The following is a 21,455-nucleotide window of genomic DNA, read 5'->3' on the forward strand; positions in this document are numbered from 1 at the left end:
TAGCGCTCCTTTCTTTTTGGTCTTTGGCTCGCTTCGTCAAACCACACCAGCGGCCTTCAATTGCCCGATCCGCTCATCGGAGATCCCGAGCAGCGCATGCAGCACGTCTGCCGTGCCTTCGCCGAGCTGCGGCGGCGCGCGCCGCACCGGAGGACGCGCGCCGTCGAGGCGATACGGCGGCGCCAGCACGCTCGCGCGGCCGCCCTCCGGGTGGTCGTGCGTCGCCACGAGCCCGGCGTCGGTCGCCCGCTTCGACGTCAGCGCCTCATGCACGCCCAGCACTTCGCCGCACGGAATGCCGGCCCCTCTCAGGCGCTCCAGCAAATCCTGGCGCTTGCGCCGGCCCAGTTCGCGATCGATTTCCGGCAGCAGTGCCGCGCGGTGCTCGGCCCGGCCGAGATTGGTCCTGAAGCGCTCGTCGTCGACGAGATCGGGGCGCTCGATCACCTCGCGGCAGAAGCGCTCGTACTGCCCGTTATTGCCGACCGTGATGACGAGCGGCCCGTCTTCCGCCTCGAACACGCCATACGGCACGATAGACGGATGGGCGTTGCCGACGCGCAGCGGGTCTTCGCCCTTCATCAGCGCTTCGAGGCCGTAGTACGAGGTAATCATCAGGCCGCAATCGAACAGCGCCATCTCGATGTGGCGCCCCTTGCCGGTGCGCTGGCGCTCGAACAGCGCCGCGAGGATGGCCTGGGCCGAGTACATGCCGGTGAAGAGATCGACCGCCGCCACGCCGAACTTCAGCGGCGGCTGGCTGGCTTCGCCGTTCAGCGCCATCAGTCCGGCCTCGCCCTGCACCACGAGGTCGTAGCCGGGCCGCGTGGCTTCCGGGCCCGTGCGGTCGTAGCCGGAGATCGAGCAGTAGATCAGGTCCTCGCGCACCTGTTTCAGCTGCTCATAGCCGAGCCCCATCTTTTCCACGCCGCCGAACTTGAAGTTCTGGATCACGACGTCGCTTTGGCGCGCGAGATCGCGCACGATCTGCTGGCCTTCGGTCGTCTGCAAGTCGACCGTCACCGAGCGCTTGTTGCGGTTCGCGCTGTTGAAATAGGACGTCTGGGTCGAACCGACCCGCAGCCCCCAGTCGCGCGTGTCGTCGCCGCGACGCGGATGTTCGATCTTGATGACTTCGGCACCGAGATCGCCCAGCACCGTCGCGCACCAGGGACCCGCCAGCACGCGGGAAAGATCGAGAACGCGCACGCCCGCAAGCGGCAGCGATGAATTCAGATTCGACATGGCAAGTCCGGAGAGTCAGGGTTCAGGGCAGCAGCAGCGCGCACCGTGCGAGCGTCTTTCAGTAGATTTCGAACAGGGCCGCGGCGCCCATTCCGCCGGAGATGCACATCGTGACGACCGCGTACTTCACGCCCCGGCGACGTCCTTCGAGCAGCACATGCCCCGCGAGACGCGCGCCAGTCATACCGAACGGATGACCGACGGCAATCGCTCCACCGTTCACGTTCAAGCGTTCGTCCGGAATGCCCAGGCGCTGCTGGCAGTAGATCGCCTGCGAGGCGAAAGCCTCGTTGATTTCCCAGAGGCCGATGTCGTCCATCGCGAGGCCATGGCGCGCGAGCAGCTTGGGCACCGCGAACACGGGGCCAATGCCCATCTCGTCGGGCTCGCAGCCGGCCATCGCGAGGCCGCGGAACGCGCCGAGCGGCGCGACGTTGCGGCGCTCGGCTTCCTTCGCTTCCATCATGACGCATGCCGAAGCACCGTCCGAAAGCTGCGATGCATTGCCCGCCGTGACGAACTTCTCCGGCCCCTTGACGGGCGCCAGCTTCGCGAGCGCATCGTACGTCGTGCCCCGGCGATTGCAGGTATCGACATCGATCGTCACCTCGCGCTGGCTCACTTCGCCGGTTTGCTTGTCCGTGACGGCCATCGTCGTGATGACCGGCACGATCTCCTCCGCAAAGCGGCCCGCGCGTTGTGCGGCTTCGGTCTTGTGCTGGCTCGCCACCGAAAAGCGGTCCTGCGCTTCCCGGCTGATCCCATAGCGCTGCGCGACGATATCGGCGGTGTCGATCATTTCCATGTAGAGCGCCGGCTTGTGCTCGACGAGCCACGGGTCCAGGTCGCTCGCGCGATGCAGGTCGCGGCGGATGCCCGAGATGCTTTCGACGCCGCCCGCGATCATGGCCGGCGCGCCATCGACGACGATGCGGCCCGCGGCAATCGCCACCGCCTGCAGACCCGATGCGCAAAAGCGGTTGACGGTCGTGCCGGCAATCGAAAGCGGCAAGCCGGCACGCACCACGGCCTGACGCGCGACGTTGCGGCCGGTGATGCCTTCGGGATAGCCGCAGCCGAGGACGGCGTCCTCGATCGATTCCGGATCGATGCCGGAGCGCTCCACGGCGGCGCGCACGGCGAACGACGCGAGCGCCGGGCCGGGCGTGATGTTGAATTCGCCGCGGTGCGCCTTGGTCAGCGGCGTGCGTGCAGTGGAGACAATGACGGCTTCGCGCATGAGCAGGAATCCTGAGTAAAAATTGAAATGGGCAAATCAGGCGGAGTGAGCACAGCCCACGCTCGGCGGCGGCGGCCGCCGCGACTACGAAGCAGCGTTTCTGAATACGCGGCGCATCGTCTCGTCTCCATGTACTGATCGATCTTTCAGCACATTGTCGAGCGACGGTTATAGCTTGACAATCACAGTGCCGATTGACGGACTGTTAACAGAGAATTGACAGCGAGAGAATCGACAGCGAGACGCCACGGAGGACAAGGACGCGGCACCGGCCCCACTGGTCATTTCCAGTTTTGGGCAAGCTCGAGAATCTGGTCGTGCAGGAAGTCGATCAGCGCTTGCGTCGCGGGCGACGGATAGCGGTTGGGCAACGTGACGATGTACAGCGTGCTTTGCCGACCCACGACGCGATAGGACTGCAGAACCGGCAGCAAATCCCGGTTCGCCTGCAGGTGGATCACATAGTCCGGCAGCACGCCGATCCCCATGCCCTCGCGCACCGCCTCCGCAAGGAACGGATAATCGGTTGATTCCAGCGCGGGCGGGACGGTAATCGTGTGGGTGTCCGCGGCATTCTCGCGGTGCAGGAGTTCGATCGGCACGCGCCGGCCGCCATAGGGCGCGCAGATGAGCGCGTGCTGTTCGAGGTCGGCCGGGCACTCGATCGGACCCTGCTCGCGCAGATAATCGGCCGACGCGCACAGGCTCCATTCAAACGAGCAGATCTTGCGCGCGACGCAATCGAGCGGCGGCGTCGAGGTAATCCTGAGCGCGACATCCACTTCTGCCGCAATCAGGTCCTCGATCCAGTTGTTGAACGTGACCGTCAGCGCAATGCCCGAGTTCGCACGCGCGAATTCGAGCAGCTTCGCGCCGGCGAACAGCCTGCCGAAGCCGGTTGGCACGCTGATACGCACCCGGCCGCGCAGCGTCTTGCCGAGGCTGTCGATCGACGCGCGGGCCGTGCCCAGTTCTTCCACGATGCGCCGGCCGCTGTCGTACAACGTGCTTCCCGCCTGCGTCAGTTCAAAGCTGCGCGTCGAGCGGCGCAGCAGTTGGGCGCCGGTTTCGCGCTCCAGCAATTTCAGCCGCTGGCTCACGTTCGCACGCGTCATGCCGAGCTTTCGCGCCGCGGCGCTGAGGCTGCGCGCTTCCACGATTTCGACGAACAGGCCGATCAGGTTCAGGTCCATGGCTGGATTTCGGGCTTTCTCATGCGGATTCCAGCGCGACATCTTACGCGCCTGGCCCGCCAGCATGGCCGGGCTGTGCGCGACGCCCACGCGGTGTGCGCGTTTGTCAAATTGTGGCGCGTTCGGTCAAGCGCGCCATTGGCATCGCGCCCACAATCGCAAGCAGATGCGAGCCCAATTTCAATATCCATGTCTACGGAGACGTCACCATGCAGATCAAACCCCTCACCTGTTCGATTGGCGCCGAACTCCGGGATGTGAGTATCGCCGACGTGGCGAAAGACGATGCCCTGTTTGCCGACATCAAGGCATTGCTGTTGAAGCACCGGGTGCTGTTTTTCCGCGACCAGGACATTACGCGCGCCGACCATGTCGCGTTCGCGAGCCGCTTCGGCGATCTGGAAGACCATCCGGTTGCCAACACGGTGCCGGGCTACCCGGGCCTGATCGAGATCTACAAGAGCGAGAAGCGGGACCACTTCGAGAACACCTACCACAGCGATGCGTCGTGGCGGGCCAAGCCGCCCAAGGGCGCGGTGCTGCGCTGCATTTCGTGCCCGGAAGTGGGCGGCGACACCATCTGGGTGAATATGGTGGAGGCGTACAAGAATCTGCCCGACGACATCAAGGCAAAGATCGAAAGCTTGCGCGCCAAGCACGGGATCGAGCATTCGTTCGGCGCGGTCATGACCGCCGAGGAGCGCGAAGAGCTGGTGCGCAAGTACCCGCTGGTCGATCACCCGGTGGTGCGCACGCACCCGGAAACGGACGAAAAAATCCTTTATGTGGGCCCGTTCTCGACTCACTTTATTAATTACCATACGCCCGGGAACGTGCGTTTCGGGCAGGACAAGACGCCGGGCGCGAGCCTGCTGCTGAACTACCTGATCAGCCAGGCGGCCATTCCCGAGTACCAGGTGCGCTTCAAATGGGAACCGGGCAGCGTCGCGATCTGGGACAACATCGCAACACAGCACTACGCGGTGAGCGACTACTGGCCTGCGCCGCGCCGGATGGAACGCGCGACCATCATGGGCGACCGGCCGTTCTGATAGCCTTTCGCGTGGCACCCCGCCACGCGGATCCCCTTCATGCAACACGTCGACAAGCTGATACGCAGCGCCAGCCTGAACGGCTACATCGAACTGGTGGAGTCGCTCGGGCGCGATCCGTATGCGTTCCTGCGCGCAGCGGGCATCTCGGCGCGCGTGCTCGACAACCCCGAGGCGCTGATCCCCAGCCACGCCGTGCGCGAACTGCTGGAGGTCGCCGCACGCGAGACCGGCGTCGAGGATTTCGCGCTGCGGCTCGCGGCGCGGCGCTCGCTCTCCAACCTCGGCCCGATCTGGCTCGTGCTCAAGGACGAGCCCACCCCGCGGCAGGCGCTCGATACCTTGTGCCGCTACGAAAAGCTGCTGAGCGCCGCGCTGGTCACGCGCATCGAAGAGGCCGGCCAGTCCGTGGTGATCCGCGAAGCGCTGCTGCCGAGACCCGGACTCTCCACGCGCCAGGCAATGGAGCTCGCGGTGGCCGTGAAACTGCGCATTCTGCGCGAACTGATCGGCCCGCAGTGGCGTCCTCAGCAGGTTTGCTTCACACATCGCCCGCCGGCCGACATGACGCCCTACCGGGTCTTCTTCGGCCGCAATCCTCAGTTCAATCAGCCGTTCAACGGTCTCGTATGCGCGGCGGCCGACCTGTCGATGCCGCGCATGCGCGAGGACCCGGGAGCCGCGCACTTCGCTCGAGACTATCTGGAAACGGCGCTGCGGCGCCGTGGCGAGGGCATGCGCGAAGCCTGCCGGGAAATGATCCTGGCGTTGCTCCCGGGCGGACGATGCACGGCGCAACTGGTGGCGCGGCATCTGCACGTGGACCGCCGCACGCTGCACCGCCACCTCGGCGACGAAGGGCTGACGTTCTCGGCGATGCTCAACCAGATGCGCGAGGAACTGGCGGTGCGCCACTTGCTCGAGAGTGACCTGCCGGTCGGCGAGGTCGCGGTGCTGCTGGGCTTTTCCGCACACAGCAGTTTCAGCCACTGGTTCCGCGCCGCGTTCGGCTGCAGCGTCTCGCAGTGGCGCAAGCAAGCGGACCTTCAAGCGGATAACCCGGCAGACAAGCAATCGGATAATCAATCGGCCAGCCGGAACGCACCGGCCGATTGACTGGCTCTGCCAAACCCGCACCGCGGCGATCAGGCGGTCTTGCGCAGGAAGCCCTGGTTGCCGCCGTTGCGGTTAGGCGCAAAGCCGTTTTCGTGCAGCGATTCCTCCACCGTGTCGTAGAACACGCCGATCTTGCTGATCTCGCGCGCCTCTTTTGCGGTGGCAATGGGACGGCCGAACTCGCGCGAGATGCGCACGAGCTGTTCGATCTGCTTCACGGTGCTCTGCTTCTCGGTGCGCGACTGGTTCCACAGGCAGTCTTCCGTGCCGCAGCGCACGTGCAGGCCCATCGCGATGCCCATCATGTTGACCGGCAACACGTTGCGCACGTTGCTCTCCACCGTCACCACCGCGCCATCGGGCACTGCGCGGATAAAGTTGGCGAGGCTGTAGACGTTCGGCGTATCCATGCCGCCCGCGATGGCCACCCAGTTCATCACCAGCGGCCCTTTGTAGAAGCCGCGGCGCATCAGCCGCTCCACCGACTCGAAGCTGTTGAGGTTGTAGCACTGGAACGCGCTCTGGATGCCTCTCGCGCTCAGGCGGCGCACATGCTCCTCCACCCAGCCCGGCTGCGCGGGAACCGTCATTTCCTTGTAGGCGTTGAAGAGCGTCGGGTTCTCGCGCGAAGTGCCCCGGAAGTCGGCGTCCTCGGCCTGATCGGTGACGTTCATCTGCGAGGTGTTGACCGTCACCGTGACCTGGTCGGGCGCCGGATCGAGCTCGGCCAGCATGTGGCGGGTGTCGTCGGAGAGCCACTTGGCGGCCTGCCCTTCGTTTTCGGGGGCGAACGAGATCGAGCCGCCCACCTGGATGATCATTTCCGGCACCGCCTTGCGCACTCCGGCGATCAGTTCATTGAACTTCGACAGACGCTTGCTGCCCTTGCCGTCCAGTTCGCGCACGTGCAGGTGCAGCACCGTCGCGCCCGCGTTGTAGCAGTCCACCGCCTTCTGGATCTGTTCCTCCATCGTGACCGGAATGTCCTCCGGAAAGTCGCTGGGCAACCAGCCCGGCGCATAAGGCGCGGCCGTAATGATCAGGGGTTGCTGGTTCTCGGGGAACAGATGGCCGTCGAGGAAATTCATGATGCGTCTCCAGAGGAAATGGCTGCTGCTGGCTCGAGCAGGAGCGGTCGTCGACGAGGCCGGAGCGCGGTCTTGAGCAGCGCGTCCGGCTTCGATTCATGACGACAAGTATCTGGGGCGGCTACCTTTCCCGCTTGCTTATCTGGGACAATCAATTGCTTTGTTGGGACACGGTCCACGGGGTTTACTGGATGCCACAGTCCCACGAATTCCGCTTGCCAGCAACATCCTCACGCAAGCACGTCGCTCGTAACCTCCTCGACTGAACGCGCCCCCAGCATCGCCATGTTCCTGTCCACCTCGTCGCGCAGGAGCCCAATCGCGTGCCGCACGCCCGCCTCGCCGCCCACCGCCGCCGCATACATGAACGGGCGCCCGACGAACACGAACCGCGCGCCAAGCGCGAGCGCCTTCAGCACATCCGCGCCACGCCGGACTCCGCTGTCCATCATCACGGCCAGATCGTCGCCGACGGCCTCGCAAATCTCCGGCAGCACCTGCAAGGGCTCGACCGCGCCATCGAGCTGACGTCCGCCATGGTTCGAGACGATGATGCCGTCCGCGCCGATGGACGCCGCGCGTCGCGCGTCGTCGGCGTGCAGGATGCCCTTGATCACGAGGTTGCCGCTCCAGCACGCGCGGATCCGGGCGATGTCCTCCCATGACAGATGATCGCGGCCCGTGGTGTCGCGAATCGCCGACGCGGACAGCATTGGCGCGCCGCGCGTCGCGAACGAGTTTTCGAAGTGAGGCATGCCATGCTGGATCAAGGTCCGCAGGAACGTGCCGCAGAGCCACCGGGGCCGCGCGAGGCCGTCCATCGCGAGACGCAGCGACGGACGCAGCGGCAGCGAAAATCCGGTGCGAACGTTGTTCTCGCGGTTCGCCCACACAGGGATGTCGACCGTGACGACGAGCGTCGCGAAGCCCGCGGCCTGGACGCGCTCGATCAGCGCGTCGCGGCGCGCGGCGTCGCCGGGGAGATAGGCCTGGAACCAGGTGCCCGGCGCGGCGGCATGGACGGTCTCCATCGGGATCAGCGAGGTGCCGCTCATGATCGCGGGAATCTGCTCGCCCTGCGCGGCCTGGGCCAGCGCGATATCGCCGCGATATGCGGAAATCGCGCTGATGCCAACCGGTGCAATTCCGAACGGCGACGCGTAGGTGCGGCCGAAGATCGTGGCGGCCTGCGACCGGCGCGCGACGTCCACCAGCACCTTCGGCCGGAATTTCAGGCGCTCGAATGCGCTGCGGTTCGCTGCGAGCGACAGCTCGTCCTCGGCGGCGCCGGAAATGTAGCCGTACAGCGGGCGCGGCAGAAACCCCCGCGCCGCCGCCTCGAAGTCGGCCAATGAAAGGATCTTGCGAAGCCGCGCCGGAACGTCGTGCTTCACGCCATACGCGGCCTGGCTCTTCTGCGCGGCACGCGGAAGCGGCTGGACGTCCGCGGCGCCGAGGTGATCTTCCATCTGTCTCTCCACAATCTGCTTCTTCAAACGCTTCAAAAGAACGCTTCAAAAGAACACTTCAAACGGCTCGACGCCCGGTCCGGCCGGGCAAGCGTCCTGCCGGACCCGGCGCACGCTGCATCACTGCGCGAACGTGCCCCGCTGTCGCATCAGTTCGCGAAAGAGCGCCTCGTTCTTTTCGAACGGCGCGCGGCCGTGGACATAGAAATAGTTGTTCAGGACAACCAGGTCCCCTGCCGGCAGGACGACTTCCTTCGTGCCCCGCGAAGCTTCCATCGATGCCGAAAGGTCATGCAGATAAGCGGCCTCTTCCCGGTTCGCAGGCTGCACGAACTGGTCGATGAACGACAGCGACAAACCGAATTCGCTCTGGAAAAATACCGGGCGCTCGACCCGCTCGCTCACGTTCTTGGAGCCGGGCGCTTTGTAAAGGAACGGCCGTGTCGCGAGCTTGTGGTTCACGAAGCGCTCGCACTCGTCCCAGTCATCGAGGTGCAGGAAACGCGACTCGCCACCGATCGCGTTCTGCTCGGCGAACTTCATCATCAGCAGCCAGTCGGTGGCTTCGGTGACGAACGTGCCGTCGGTGTGCATCGTGAACAGACGATAGGCCTGGCGCAGGTACGAGTCGCTGTCGTCGGTATGCCTGACCACGAAGCGCGCGTAATAGGTGCCCGACATGGAGTCGTGATTGCTCGGCCCGAGGAGATGGCCGATGGCCGTGCCAAACTTGACGTAGTCCGAACTATCTTGCGACAGTCCCTGAAGACCGATCGTGAAACCGCCATGGTTGCGGTCCTTGACGAGGTCGACCAGGGTGCGCGCGAACGCGTTGCCGAGCCGCTTGATCAGCAGGTCGGTCAGGTGGTAGCGCATGAACGGCACATACTCGAGATTCTGGATATCGATCTCGCGGACGTCTTCCAGGAACTGTTCGAGCGCGTCGCGCTCGGCGCTCACGTGAATGATCCGGTGATGGTGCGGATGTGGCGACAGACGAAACGACGACGGATGCGAGGTGGCAAGCGAGTCGGCAAGCATGAGTTCCATGGAGTTCTCCGTTGAGACGAATGACTCCATTTGAGCGCGCTTTTTTGATATCAACCAGCGTCTAAATATGAATATTTATTCGCAAATCAAGATTAAAAATGGTCGCTTCTCTGTGTACGCGGCCGGGCGCGGCTTCCCCGTCCTCGAGGAGAGCCACGCGAAGGCGACGCTCAGTGAGCAGCGCGCTCACGCGCTGCACCGCGCGGGCGCGGCATGCCGGGCGTCCGCAATCAGGCGATCTTGCGCAGATGGCCTTGCTGTCTGCCGGCGCGGTTCGGTGCGAAGCCGTTGGCCTCCAGGGTTTCTTCCACCGTGTCGTAGAACACGCCGATCCGGGAGATCTCGCGGGCCTCTTTGGCCGTGGCGATCGGCCGGCCGAACTCGTGCGAAATGCGCACCAGCTGCTCGATCTGCGCGGGCGTGCCGATCTTGGCCGTGCGCGACTGATTCCACAGATTGTCCTCGGTGCCCGTGCGCACGTGCAGGCCCATCGCGATGCCCATCATGTTCACCGGCAGCACATTGAGTACGGAGCTTTCCACCGTCACCACCGCGCCATCGGGCACCGCACGCATGAAATTGGCCAGGCTGTAGATGTTGGGCGCATCCATGCCGCCGCCGATCGCGACCCAGTTCATCACCAGCGGCCCCTTGTAGATGCCGCGGCGCATCAGTCGCTCCACCGATTCGAAGCTGTTGATGTTGTAGCACTGGAACGCGCTTTGAATGCCGGCGGCCGAAAGGCGCCGGATATGCTCCTCGGCCCAGCCGGGCTGCGCAGGCACCGTCATTTCCTTGTAGGCATTGAACACCGCCGGGTCTTCCATTGAGGTCCCCTGGATGTCACGCGCATCGAATTGCTCCAGGATGTTCATCTGCGAGGTGTTGATCGTCACCGTCACCTGGTCGGGCTTGGGATCCAGCTCGGCCAGCATGTGGCGCGTGTCGTCCGAAAGCCACTTGGCGGCCGCGCCCTCGGTTTCCGGCGCGAAACTGATGGAGCCGCCCACCTGGATGATCATCTCCGGCACGCGCGCGCGCACGCCGGCAATCAGCTCGTTGAACTTCGACAGACGCTTGCTGCCCTTGCCGTCCAGCTCGCGCACGTGCAGATGCAGCACCGTCGCGCCGGCGTTGTAGCAGTCCACTGCCTTCTGGATCTGCTCCTCCATCGTGACGGGAATTTCCTCAGGGAAGTCCGAGGGCAGCCACGACGGCGCATAGGGCGCGGCTGTAATGATCAGCGGCTGCTGGTTTTCGGGAAACAGGTGTCCGTCGAGGAAATTCATGGCGTGCCTCCTGGATAAGCATCTAATGGATAGTGAGTAGAAGGATATCGCCCTCAAATCGACGATGAAGTATTATTTGGGACATTCGATGTCGAAATTGGGACACCGCCATGCAACGATTCATGCTGACGATCCGCAGCGCCAGCCTCACCGGCTATACCGATCTCGCCCGCCATGTGGGGCTGGATCCCGCACGCATGCTGCGCAAGGTCGGCTTGAATGCCCGCGATCTCGTGAATCCCGATACGCCCATCAGCACCAATGCGGTCCGCGAGCTGCTGGAAATCAGCGCCGCAGCTGCGAGCGTGGAAGATTTCGGCTTGCAACTGGCCATGCGCCGCCGGCTGTCCAACCTGGGACCGATCAGCGCGGTCATGAGCGAAGCGCCCACGGTGCGGGATGCGCTCGAGAGCCTGTGCCGTTACATGCGCCTGATTAATGCGTCGCTGCTGACCCGCATTGAAGAACATGGCGATGCCGTCTTGATTCGCGAAAACATTCTGGTGAGCGACAAGAATTCGGTGCGGCAGTCCATCGAGATGGCGGTCGGCGTGCTTTATCGGAGCATGGAGGAACTGCTCGGGTCGAACTGGCGGCCGCGCAGCGTCTGCTTCGAGCACCGTCCACCGGATGGCGCGACATGCCATAAGACCTTCTTCAGATCGGCAGTCGAATTCAATTCGAGTTTCAACGGCATCGTGTGCCACGCAAAAGATCTGGCCGCCTATCGGCCCGGCGGCGATTCGCAGATGGCGCTCTATGCCCGGCGCTTTCTGGATCAGGCGCTGTCGGGCGCCAACGAAAGCGCCACGCATACCATTCGTCAGGTGATCGTTGCGATGTTGCCCAACGGCCGATGCACGGCCGACCAGGTGGCGAGGCATCTCGGCGTGGACCGTCGGACTCTGCATCGGCGCCTGGCCGCCGAGGAGACGAGCTTTTCGTCGCTGCTTCAGGTCGTTCGCTGCGAACTCGCCTCGCGGCAGATCCGCGATAGCGACCGCTCGCTCGCGGAACTCGCGGATCTGCTCGGTTTTTCCAGTTCGAGCGCGTTTGCTTTCTGGTTCAGAAAGCACTTCGGCATGACGGTTTCGAACTGGAGGGAGGCCAGATAGGTTGGGAAGGCGCGTGCGCCGCTCTCGCTACGCGGCCGTTGCGGGGCGCGGAACCCGGCCCGTGCGCGTGGCACGCGCCAGCACATTGGCCACGACGATGCCGATCAGCGCCATCGCGGCCATCGAAGCAAACACATAGTGATAGCCCGTCACCCCAGGATACGCATCCAGCAGCGCGCCGTAGATCATGAACGCAAACATCCCCGGCGCATAGCCGATGAGGCAGGCTACACCGAAGGCGGCACCGCTGATTTCATTGGGAATCCCGGCCTCCTCCATCGGCGCCCAGAACACGCCGCGCATCGTGAAGACGATCAGTGAAAATCCCAGCGTGGCAATCATCCCGGCGATCATGTAATCGGGTTTTCCGGGCAGACACAAAATCACTGCCATCATCGGGATCAGCGCAAAAAATGCTGCACGGATGTAGCTGATCGCGCTGCCGAATTTCTTGTCGGAGAGATAGCCGCCCAGCGGGCCGCCCACGATCTTCAAGCCATACTGATTGATAATGCCGTAGGCGCCGACGAGGCCGACCGGCAAACCGTACACGTACTTGAGGTACGGAATGAAATAGGTCAATCCGCAATACACCACGTACACCATAAAGACGTTCAGGCTGACGAGCCACAGTTTCGGCAGACGTATCGCCATTTTCAACGCCGCCAGCCCCGATGCTTGCGAAGCATTGCGTTCCGAGGGCGCGTGCTTGTCGGCTCCGCTGAGCAGGAAGAACGTCAGCACGCCAACCAGGATGTCGATCACCGAATACATCAAGATCGCCGCCTTGAACCCGCCTGGGCCCGAACCCATCACGACAAACAGTCCGAGCGCGGAAAATGCCACCAGCGTATCGATCACTCCGCGGCCGCCTTCGAGGAAGCCGAACATGCGTCCTTGTTCATCGCTGTTGCCGAGATTGCGAATCGCCTTGAGCAGCGCGGGCCAAAACAGGCAGTCGGAGCAGACCGCCAGCGCCGCGAACAGGACCAGCAACTGGTTGTAGCCCGGAAACGTGCTCAGATAAATGCCGATGACGCCCGCACCGGCCATCCCCAACGAAATGGTCCGACGCGCCTGGAATCGATCGGACAAGTAGCCCCCAAGCACGAACAGCGCGGTCGCAAACAACGAGTTGACGCTCAACAGCACGCCGATCTGCGCGTTGGTCAATCCCAGGTACTGCTGCATTGGCACATAAAACGCATCCTTGAGGTTCGCCAGCTTGTAGACTGTCCCGCCGCCCATCACAAGCACTACGAACTTAATCCATTTCATCCTGTCAATCGACTTCATTGTCTTCTCCATGTGTTCGTTCTATATCAGCAGCCGGATGCCGTCCCGGCCATCTGCAAGCGCAATTCGGCGAGCTCGCGCAAACGCAGCAGCAGCGCCCGCACGTAGCGAATCTGATTGAAGGCCCAGCGCGGCTCCTGCTCGAGCAGCGCCTCCTTGCTGAGGCCGCCGGGAATGCCCGTTTCGCTCATTTCCCGGTACGGTATGAACGGATCGTCTGCTTCGCTCTTCTGGCGAAACATCGGTGCGTAATAGTGATTTTCCTGTTCGAGCGCGAAGGCGACGATTTGCGGCTTCGATTCGCCAAGCATCAGCAATTCGTACAGCATCCGCGCGCCGGGAAGATCATCGTCCGCGCCGCCCTGCAACACGCCGCGATGGCCGAAGCCGTCGCCCTCCTGCAGAATCCGCACGCCCTTCATGTGAACCTGGCCGATGTATGGCGCCAGTTGGCGCAACGCGCTCATCGGCGATTCGCATGCGTTGATCATGTTGCCGAAATCGAATAGTGCATGCAGGCGCGGGTGCGCCACCGTGCGCAACAGATCAACGATCTCTGCGCTCTTCAGTTCTTCGTGCTGCTCGAAATAAAAATGCAGACTGTGGCGGTCGGCGAGCTCCGCGAGGTAGCGCAGGTCGGCTTCCACGCGCTTCATCACCTCGGACAGCAAGCCCTCGTAACGCGAATACACGCGAATGTGTTCGACCGCCATGATCCGCGCGATGCGCACGACTTCGTCGACGTCCGGACGCTGGGTGCTACTGATCTCGAGATGCACGTCCAGGCCGAGCCGGCTCGCGTGAGCCGCCACCGCGCGCAATTGCGAATCGGACATTCGCCCGAGGCAGCGCTCCTCGCCGTCGAGCAAATGAATGCAGATGCCGTCCAGCTCGTGTCGGTAGGCGTGATCCAGCAGATCGCAAGGATGAAAGCGGCCGTAGGTGAAATTGCCCAGCATGGTGTATGCGTGCGCGAACAGGCGCACGCTGTCGATACGCTCGATCAGCTTGCGCGCCAGCGCCGGGGTGAGCTCGGGAATCCGCGCGGATTCTTCGGCATCGAGGTTCTGGCCGATCAGCGTCGCGAATCGGGACTGGATGAGTGGCATTCGAACTCCTCTTTAGGAAGGATGCACAAGCGGGGCGCATCCAGAATGCCGTCATTAAATCATCGCAGCGGACCGATCGTTATAGCCATTAAATGGCGTTGCGGTATGTCCATTTTGAGCCGCTGCGCATCGCCGCGGGGCACCACTGTTACGCCAGGCCCAGTTGCTTCAACGCCTCGGCCATGTGCGCCACCGCCCGTCGCATATTGGCTTCGGCCGTGCCCGCAAAACCGATGAGCAATGCGGGGCGCTGTGTCTGCTGCAGACAGTATTCCCCGAGTGCATACGTGTAGACGCCGCGTTGCGCGAGCGCACGGGCAACGTGCTGATCGTCGACGTCCGCGTTCAGCCAGCCGAGCACATGCATGCCGGCATCGACCGGCGCGGCGCTCAGGCAATGCCCGAGCTGGCTCCCGAGCTCCGTCAGCAGCGCATGTTGCCGCCTTTGATACAGCCCGCGCGTGTGCCGGATATGCGTCTGCAGATGGCCTTCGCGGATGAAATCGGCCGCAACCGCCTGCATGAGCGTGGACGGGCTGCGCCCGATCACCGTGCACACCGCGGCAAACGGGGCGACGAGATCTTTCGGCAACACGACATAGCCGAGCCGCAGCGAAGGAAACATCACCTTGCTGAGCGTCCCGACATAAATGACATGCTCGTTCCGGTCGAGGCCGAACAGGGTCGGCAGGAGCGGCCCGCGGTAACGTAGTTCGCTGTCGCAATCATCCTCGATGATCCAGCTCTGCGAATCGCGTGCCCAGTCGATCCACTCCATGCGTCGCCCCAAGCTCATTGTCATGCCGACCGGATGCTGTCGCGACGGCGTGACGAACGCCAGACGCGCGCGGGAGTGGCGCGCGATGCCAAACGACACGTCGGCGCCCTGGTCGTCGAGCGCGACGCCGCACAGCCGGCAGCCTTGCGCCTGAAACGCGAGGCGGGCCGCAATATGGCCGGGATCCTCGACCCATACCGCGTCGTCCGGATCGAGCAGCAACATGGCGAGCACGTTGAACGCCTGCTGGGCGCCCGACGAAATGGCGATCTGATCGACCTCGCAGTCCAGCCCGCGGACATCGTTCAGGTAATCGGCAATCGCTTCGCGCAACGGCCGGTAACCGAGCGGATCGCCGTAGCCTAGCAAATCGATGTCGCGCCGCGAGCCGTGGCGCGACAGGAGGGGCTTCCACACCCGCACGGGAAATTCTTCGAACGCACCCTGGCTGGAGATGAACGATTCCGATTCGTCCGTCGACCACGACCGCGGCGCCCGGCTGAACAGGTCGCCTCGCGCAGAGATGGTCGCGGCGCCCCGCGCGGAAAGATGCGGCCGTTCGGGCGACAGTGGCGGCCGGTGCTGCGCGCACCACTCGTCGGCCACATAGGTGCCGGCGCCTATGCGCGAGGTCAAAAACCCTTCCGCGCCCAATTGCTCGAACGCGTTGACGATCGTGATGCGAGACACGCCGAGTTCGCGAATCAATGTGCGCGTGGAAGGCAAGCGCGTACCGCCGGTCAGCCGGCCACTCAGGACCTGCCTGCGAATCTGCAGATAGAGCTGCCGATGCAGTGGAACGTCGCTCGTGCGGTCCAGCGCAATGTCGGCCAGCAATACCCCTCCCGACACTTTCACTTTTCGACCTCGACCCATTGCCTGCCGGCCGGCGGCCAGTGCAGCACGCGCCAGCCGCGCTCCACGGCGATTGCGCGCAACGTCGCATCCGGATTCACCGCGTGGCCATGATCGACCGCCGCGAGCATCGACACATCGTTGAACGAATCGCTATAGCCGTAACTCCCGTCGAGACTTTCGCCCTCGGCGTTCAGCCAGGCGCGCAACCGGGACACCTTGCCTTCGCGATAGCTGAGCTCGCCATAGGTATCGCCGGTGTAGCGCCCGTTTCGCGTTTCCACGAGAATCCCGATCGAGTCTTTCACGCCGAGACGATTCGCGATCGCGCTGACGAGATGCTCACCCGTCGCCGACACGATGAGCAGCCGGTCCCGCCGTGCGCGATGCCATTCGAGCTGACGCAATGCTTCCGGAAAGATACGGGGCAAAACGACGCTTTCGACGAACTCCGCCATCCAGGCCGCAACGACTTCTTGCATCAGCCCGCGCATCGGAGCCAGCGCGAAACGCACGTACTCGCGCATGTCGACACGGCCTTCGCGATAGGCCTGCAACAGCGCCTCCTCGCGCGGCAACATCTCGCGCGGAGCGCGGCCTCGCTCCACGAGATAGTGCAGCCACAGGTTCGCGCTGTCGCCGTCGACGAGCGTGTCGTCCATGTCGAAAATGCCGAGCGCCATGTCAGCGCACCTCTCGCATCTGCTGCGGGTCGACCGTCAGCGCGACGAGCGAACCTGGCGCGAAGAGCTGATCCTCGCGCTGATTGAGCCGGTCGACACGAAGCATCACACCGGACGATTCCACCTGATAGCGAATCACGTTGCCGAGCAGCTGGCGATGACGGACCGTTCCCGTGAGCGGTGCAAGCCGCTTCTCGCCCACGGCCTGCGTGAGCGAGGCAACCTGGATGGCCTCCGGCCGAATCGCCAGATGCCCATCGATCGTCAGGTCGAATAGCGCCTGCGCGTCGCCCGGCGAGAGCAGGTTGTAGTTGCCGATGAAGCGGGCGACGAATTCCGAAGCCGGTCGCGTGTAGATGGTCTCCGCTTCCCCTTCCTGCACGATGCGCCCCTGATCCATTACGAAGATGCGATCGGAAAGCGTCAGCGCTTCCTCCTGATCGTGAGTCACGAAGATCGTCGTGACGCCGAGACGCGACTGGATGTCACGAATTTGCTCGCGCAGCGAGCGGCGAATGCGTGCGTCGAGCGCGGACAGCGGTTCGTCGAGCAGCAATATGCGCGGCTCGACAACCAGCGCACGCGCGAGCGCGACGCGCTGGCGCTGCCCGCCGGAGAGCTCGTGCGGATACTGATGCTCCTTGCCGCCCAGCGCGACGAGACGAATCGCATCCGCGACCTTGCGCGTGCGCTCGTCCGCCGCCATCTTCTTGAGCTTGAGGCCGAACTCGATGTTTTGCGCAACCGTCATGTTCGGAAACAGCGCATAGCTTTGAAACACCATGCCAATCCCGCGTTTTTGCGGTGCGACGCGCGTGATGTCCTCGCCGTCGACGCGGATAGTGCCCGCGTCCACATCGGTCAGGCCCGCGAGGCTGCGCAGCAATGTCGACTTCCCGCAGCCGCTCGGCCCGAGCAGCGTGACGAATTCGCCTTTGCGCAACGAGAAGCTGATATCGCGAAAGACCGGCGTCGTGCCGTATTGCTTGGTCAAGCCGTTCGCTTCGACGTAATTCATGGTGCTCATCCTATTTGCTGAACCGCGCGGTAAGCCAGGTCAGAATCAACGCGGTGAAAAAGTAGCTCATGACGATGGCGCTGGTGAAGTGGCCACTCGTCTGGCGTTGGTTGTACAGATAGACCTGCAGCGTTTCGTAATGAGAGCCCGCGAGCAGATTGGCAAAGACAAAGTCGCCAAGCAAAAACGCAAATGACAGGAACAACGAAGCCATCAGCGCCTTGCTCAGGTTCGGCAGAATGACCCTCACGAAGGCCAGCGACGTGCTCGCGCCAAGCAGATGAGCGGCATCCATCAGGTCGCGGATGTTCATGCTTGCCATGCTGTTCGCCAGCGCGCGGTACATGAACGGCAAGGCGATCGTGAAATAGCAGCCGAGCAAGATCCACGGCGTGCCGTTGATCGCGACCGGCCCGTCTGCGTAGATATTGAGCAGTCCAACCGACGTCACGACCGGCGGCACCGCGAACGGAATCAGGATCAGCGCGCTCATCACCTTGTCCAGGCGCGGATACCGGTAAAAGATCACGAAGGCCGTGGGGACGATGATCAACGCGCTGAGCGCGAGCGCGCCGAGACACACGGCCATCGAGCGGCCGAATGCAGCCATGAACGCCTTGTCATGCAAGAGTTGCCAATACCAGCTCAGCGAGAGGTCGTCCGGCAAAATCGTGGCACCCCAGTGCCCGGACAACGAATACAGCAGTGTCGCGAGTATCGGCGCGGCCAGGATCGTCACGAGCACGCCGACGACGGTGCGATGGTAAATGTCAGCGCGCATGACGAGCCCTCCTGGTCAGCAGCCACTGGTTGGCGACGGTCACGACCAGCAAGAGCAGCATCAGCAGTACCGAAAGCGCGGCCGCCATGTTGGGATCGAGGAACAAATCCCCCGCCACGAGGCTCGCGATGCGCACGGTGATCAGATTGAAGTTGCCCTGGGTTAGCGCATAGGCGCTGGCATACGCGCCGATCGCATTCGCGAACAGCAGGATGAACGTGCCGAAGATCGCAGGCGCCAGCACCGGCAGACCGACATGGCGCCAGTATTGCCAGAGTTTCGCGCCGAGCAGGGACGCCGCGGCCTGCCAGTCGTCGTCGAGCGCGTCGAATGCCGGATACAGCAGCAAGATGCCAAGCGGAATCTGGAAGTACGTGTAGATCAGAATCAGTCCGTTGATCGAATAGAGATCGAAGTGCTTCGCCAGCCCCCACGCCTCGAAGAGCAGCGTCAGCGATCCGTTGGTGCCGACGAGGATGATGAAGGCGAACGCCAGCGGCACGCCGGTCAGGTTGCTCGTCATGTTCGCGACCGACACGACCAGCCGTTGCAGTCTACCCGGCACACGCCTCAACGAGGCGGCGCCGAAAATTGCGATCACGAGGGCAATCGCGCTCGACCACAGCGATATGCGAAGGCTGTTACCGAACGCCTGCCGATAAAAAGGCGACGACAGGATCTCCGCGTAGTTCGCGAACGTGAAGCCTTGCGTGGATTGCACGCTGTTGGCGATCACCCAGACCATTGGCGCGACACAAAACAGCGTGAACACGACGGCAAATGGAATCAGCCAGATCGCGGCTAACCCTGACCGCCATCGAATGCCCGCGCGTGCGCGTTCGGCATGCCCAGCGGCAACAAAGAGCGAGGGGGTTTTCATCACAAAGGAAACTCCAGTTCACGAAGCTGGACAAGCGAGCGTTCGAGCGGGCCGGCGCCCGAACACATGTTCCGGGCGCCGGCCGGCGGCGCGCTTGCGTTACTGCATGTTCACCATCACCACGTCCTGCCACTGGCGCGGCAGCTTTTTGACCGACTCATTCCACGCGGCAAAATCCTGAATCGGCTTCACCGACTTGTACTCGCTCGCGGGAAGCAGTTTCGCCTGAACGTCGGGCGGGAATTTCACGGACGTGCGAATCGGACGCGCATAACCGCGCGCGAGATTCAATTGCCCCGCGTCGCTCAGCACATATTCGCGAACCAGCTTCGCAGCATTCGGATGCTTCGCATACTTGTTGATGATGAGCGTATAGCCGGTTGTCACCGAACCGTCCGAAGGAATGTTGACCGTGAAGCGTGAAGGGTCGATCTTGTCGCGGTAGCTAAGCGCCGTGAAGTCCCAAAGAATGCCGACCTCGGTTTCGCCCTTTTCCAGATTGGCCAGACTCGGGTCCACGAGCGACAGCCGTCCCTGCTTCGCCAGTTCGGCGAACAGCTTGAGGCCCGGCATCAGGTTTTTCTCGCTCCCGCCCTGCGCCAGCGCGGCGGCCAGAACCGCGCTGTTCGCGCGTGCCGCCACGCCAACGGCGCCGAGCGTCACCTTGTACTTGCCGGACAGCAGATCAGCCCAGGTCTTCGGCGGATTTTTCACGAGCCGCGTGTTGGTGATGAACGCGATCGTGCCCGTGTAATCGACGATGCAGTTGCCGTCCTGGCTCTTCGCCCAGTCCGGAATGTCATTCCAGGTGCCCGGCTTGTAGGGTTGCGTCACCCCCCGCTGCACCGCGAGCGGGCAGAAGCTCTGGCCGACGTCGCCGATATCGGCTGTCGCATTACTTTTCTCCGCGTCGAACTTGGCAATTTCCTCCGCCGAACTCAGGTCGGTATCGCGGTGGTCCAGTCCATATTGATGCGTCAGTTGAGCCCAGGTGTCCTTCCAGTTCGCCCAGTCGTCAGGCATGCCGACGCTATAGACCGCGCCCTCCTTCTTCGCTGCCTGCGTGAGCGCGTTCAAATCCTCCGCCCCGGCCTGTGCCGCGCTGGCGCCGACCACGACCCCAATGACACCCACGAGTGTTTTTGCTTTCATGACGCCTCCAATCTGGTCCAGTCCAGTTTCGCCATGCGCAGAACATATCCGGTGGTAATATCAGTGTCAATGGCTTTTCGCATCTCACGAAGGAAGCCCGACAAAGACGCGTAAAATCGCCTTATGTCATTGTATTTTAATAATTTTATGCAACACATGGCAGACCCGTTCCGCGCGCCGTCCGCTTACCTCGACGATCGCCTCTCGGGGCGATTTCCTCAGATAAAATGTCGACCGTTGCACCAAAATTTGGAGTAGTCCAATTGGCAGAATCTGAGCGCAGCCCCACTCTCGCGGCCCATATCAGGCAGTCCATCGAAATGCAGATCGACGGCAAGTTGCTGCTGCCGGGCGCGAAGCTGCCGTCCGAGCGAGAGCTTTCGGAACTGTTCGGCACCACGCGCACGACGGTGAAGGAAGCGCTTGTGGCCATGGAAGCGGAAGGACGGATTTATTGCGAGGACCGGCGCGGCTGGTTCGTTGCGCCGCCGAGGCTGATTTACAACCCGCTTTATCGCTCGCCGTTCCATCAGATCGTCACCGATCAGAAGCGCTGCCTCGAAACGCGGGTGCTGCTGTCGCACACGACCGTGGCGACGCCGGCGATCTGCCATAACCTCGAGTTGCCGACCCTGTCGCGCGTCCACGAAATTCATCGGCTGCGCAAACTGGACGGCCGCGTCGTGATGCTGGCCAAGCACTATCTCAAGCCAGAGAAGTTTCCAGGGATATTCGAACACGACTTGAGCCAGTCGCTGACGACGCTGTACCAGCAGCGCTACGGCATCCGCTATGGCCGTTCGCGGTTCGAGATCAATCCAACTGCGGCGTGGGGCGAGGTCGCCCAGGCGTTGATGCTGACGGAAGGCAGCCAGATTCTGATGATTTCGAGCATCGTCTACGATCAGAACGACGAGATAGTCGAGTTCGAAATCGAGCACTGGCGGCACGACGCGGTTCGCATCATCGTCGACAGTCTGGAACTCGAGCGCATCAAGGCTCAAGCGCAGCAGTGAACGGCGCCCGATGCGCAGCGTGGCAACGAC

At 63.0% G+C, this 21,455-nt stretch carries 19 protein-coding genes; 4 read left to right on the top strand and 15 right to left on the bottom strand.

Going from position 1 to position 21,455, the window contains the following annotated elements; translation table 11 throughout:
* Positions 1–36: 36 nt before the first annotated feature.
* The 3 genes from P5W99_RS33870 to P5W99_RS33880 all read right to left on the bottom strand — a co-directional run bounded on the left by P5W99_RS33870 (position 37) and on the right by P5W99_RS33880 (position 3,678).
* Positions 37–1,245, bottom strand: a complete 1,209-nt coding sequence (locus P5W99_RS33870; RefSeq protein WP_421028172.1) for a CaiB/BaiF CoA transferase family protein — start codon at positions 1,243–1,245, stop codon at positions 37–39.
* A gap of 58 nt (positions 1,246–1,303) precedes the next feature.
* A complete protein-coding gene (locus P5W99_RS33875) occupies positions 1,304–2,485 on the bottom strand; it encodes an acetyl-CoA C-acyltransferase (RefSeq protein ID WP_421028173.1) in 1,182 nt (393 codons plus the stop codon).
* A 281-nt stretch (positions 2,486–2,766) separates the two neighbouring features.
* Positions 2,767–3,678 carry a LysR family transcriptional regulator gene (locus P5W99_RS33880; RefSeq protein ID WP_434665677.1) on the bottom strand — a complete coding sequence of 304 codons (912 nt, stop codon included), beginning with the start codon at positions 3,676–3,678 and terminating at the stop codon, positions 2,767–2,769.
* Positions 3,679–3,887: 209 nt separating this feature from the next.
* On the opposite strand from P5W99_RS33880, the gene P5W99_RS33885 reads away from it, so the two are divergent.
* Together P5W99_RS33885 and P5W99_RS33890 are read left to right on the top strand one after the other, a co-directional pair.
* Positions 3,888–4,730 carry a TauD/TfdA dioxygenase family protein gene (locus P5W99_RS33885; protein ID WP_434665680.1) on the top strand — a complete coding sequence of 281 codons (843 nt, stop codon included), beginning with the start codon at positions 3,888–3,890 and terminating at the stop codon, positions 4,728–4,730.
* A gap of 39 nt (positions 4,731–4,769) precedes the next feature.
* A complete protein-coding gene (locus P5W99_RS33890; RefSeq protein ID WP_421028176.1) occupies positions 4,770–5,846 on the top strand; it encodes an AraC family transcriptional regulator in 1,077 nt (358 codons plus the stop codon).
* 29 nt (positions 5,847–5,875) lie between these two features.
* On the opposite strand, the gene P5W99_RS33895 is transcribed toward P5W99_RS33890, so the two are convergent.
* The 4 genes from P5W99_RS33895 to P5W99_RS33910 form a co-directional block, all read right to left on the bottom strand.
* On the bottom strand, positions 5,876–6,934 hold the full coding sequence (locus P5W99_RS33895) for a 3-keto-5-aminohexanoate cleavage protein (protein WP_434665683.1): 1,059 nt from the start codon (positions 6,932–6,934) through the stop codon (positions 5,876–5,878).
* Between the two features lie 230 nt (positions 6,935–7,164).
* A complete protein-coding gene (locus P5W99_RS33900; RefSeq protein WP_434665686.1) occupies positions 7,165–8,403 on the bottom strand; it encodes an alpha-hydroxy acid oxidase in 1,239 nt (412 codons plus the stop codon).
* A 120-nt stretch (positions 8,404–8,523) separates the two neighbouring features.
* Positions 8,524–9,453, bottom strand: coding sequence for a glutarate dioxygenase GlaH (gene glaH / locus P5W99_RS33905; protein WP_434665689.1), 930 nt, complete (start codon positions 9,451–9,453; stop codon positions 8,524–8,526).
* A 230-nt stretch (positions 9,454–9,683) separates the two neighbouring features.
* Positions 9,684–10,742 (bottom strand): 3-keto-5-aminohexanoate cleavage protein, encoded by a 1,059-nt coding sequence (locus P5W99_RS33910; RefSeq protein ID WP_421028180.1) that lies wholly within the window; start codon positions 10,740–10,742, stop codon positions 9,684–9,686.
* A 110-nt stretch (positions 10,743–10,852) separates the two neighbouring features.
* Between P5W99_RS33910 and P5W99_RS33915 the strand changes: the two genes are divergently transcribed.
* Positions 10,853–11,857, top strand: a complete 1,005-nt coding sequence (locus P5W99_RS33915; RefSeq protein WP_421028181.1) for an AraC family transcriptional regulator — start codon at positions 10,853–10,855, stop codon at positions 11,855–11,857.
* A gap of 27 nt (positions 11,858–11,884) precedes the next feature.
* Here P5W99_RS33915 and P5W99_RS33920 read toward each other — a convergent pair whose 3' ends face one another.
* The 8 genes from P5W99_RS33920 to P5W99_RS33955 all read right to left on the bottom strand — a co-directional run bounded on the left by P5W99_RS33920 (position 11,885) and on the right by P5W99_RS33955 (position 20,409).
* On the bottom strand, positions 11,885–13,153 hold the full coding sequence (locus P5W99_RS33920; protein ID WP_421028182.1) for an MFS transporter: 1,269 nt from the start codon (positions 13,151–13,153) through the stop codon (positions 11,885–11,887).
* Positions 13,154–13,179: 26 nt separating this feature from the next.
* Positions 13,180–14,262 carry a sugar phosphate isomerase/epimerase family protein gene (locus tag P5W99_RS33925; protein ID WP_421028183.1) on the bottom strand — a complete coding sequence of 361 codons (1,083 nt, stop codon included), beginning with the start codon at positions 14,260–14,262 and terminating at the stop codon, positions 13,180–13,182.
* 148 nt (positions 14,263–14,410) lie between these two features.
* Positions 14,411–15,898: a PLP-dependent aminotransferase family protein gene (locus P5W99_RS33930; protein WP_434665695.1), complete on the bottom strand. Its 1,488-nt coding sequence runs from the start codon at positions 15,896–15,898 to the stop codon at positions 14,411–14,413.
* On the bottom strand, positions 15,895–16,578 hold the full coding sequence (locus P5W99_RS33935) for an HAD family hydrolase (RefSeq protein ID WP_421028185.1): 684 nt from the start codon (positions 16,576–16,578) through the stop codon (positions 15,895–15,897). Before P5W99_RS33935 ends, P5W99_RS33930 begins: the two co-directional genes overlap by 4 nt.
* 1 nt (position 16,579) lies before the next feature.
* Positions 16,580–17,596 carry an ABC transporter ATP-binding protein gene (locus tag P5W99_RS33940; protein ID WP_421028186.1) on the bottom strand — a complete coding sequence of 339 codons (1,017 nt, stop codon included), beginning with the start codon at positions 17,594–17,596 and terminating at the stop codon, positions 16,580–16,582.
* A gap of 10 nt (positions 17,597–17,606) precedes the next feature.
* Positions 17,607–18,377 carry an ABC transporter permease gene (locus P5W99_RS33945; protein ID WP_421028187.1) on the bottom strand — a complete coding sequence of 257 codons (771 nt, stop codon included), beginning with the start codon at positions 18,375–18,377 and terminating at the stop codon, positions 17,607–17,609.
* Entirely contained in the window at positions 18,367–19,257 is an 891-nt protein-coding gene (locus P5W99_RS33950; protein ID WP_421028188.1) for an ABC transporter permease, read from the bottom strand. Before P5W99_RS33950 ends, P5W99_RS33945 begins: the two co-directional genes overlap by 11 nt.
* Before the next feature lie 99 nt (positions 19,258–19,356).
* A complete protein-coding gene (locus tag P5W99_RS33955; RefSeq protein ID WP_421028189.1) occupies positions 19,357–20,409 on the bottom strand; it encodes an ABC transporter substrate-binding protein in 1,053 nt (350 codons plus the stop codon).
* A gap of 263 nt (positions 20,410–20,672) precedes the next feature.
* Between P5W99_RS33955 and P5W99_RS33960 the strand changes: the two genes are divergently transcribed.
* Complete coding sequence (locus tag P5W99_RS33960) at positions 20,673–21,425, top strand: UTRA domain-containing protein (protein ID WP_421028190.1); 753 nt, start codon at positions 20,673–20,675, stop codon at positions 21,423–21,425.
* Positions 21,426–21,455 lie beyond the last annotated feature (30 nt).

Source organism: Paraburkholderia sp. A3BS-1L (assembly GCF_051125215.1).
GTDB lineage: Bacteria > Pseudomonadota > Gammaproteobacteria > Burkholderiales > Burkholderiaceae > Paraburkholderia.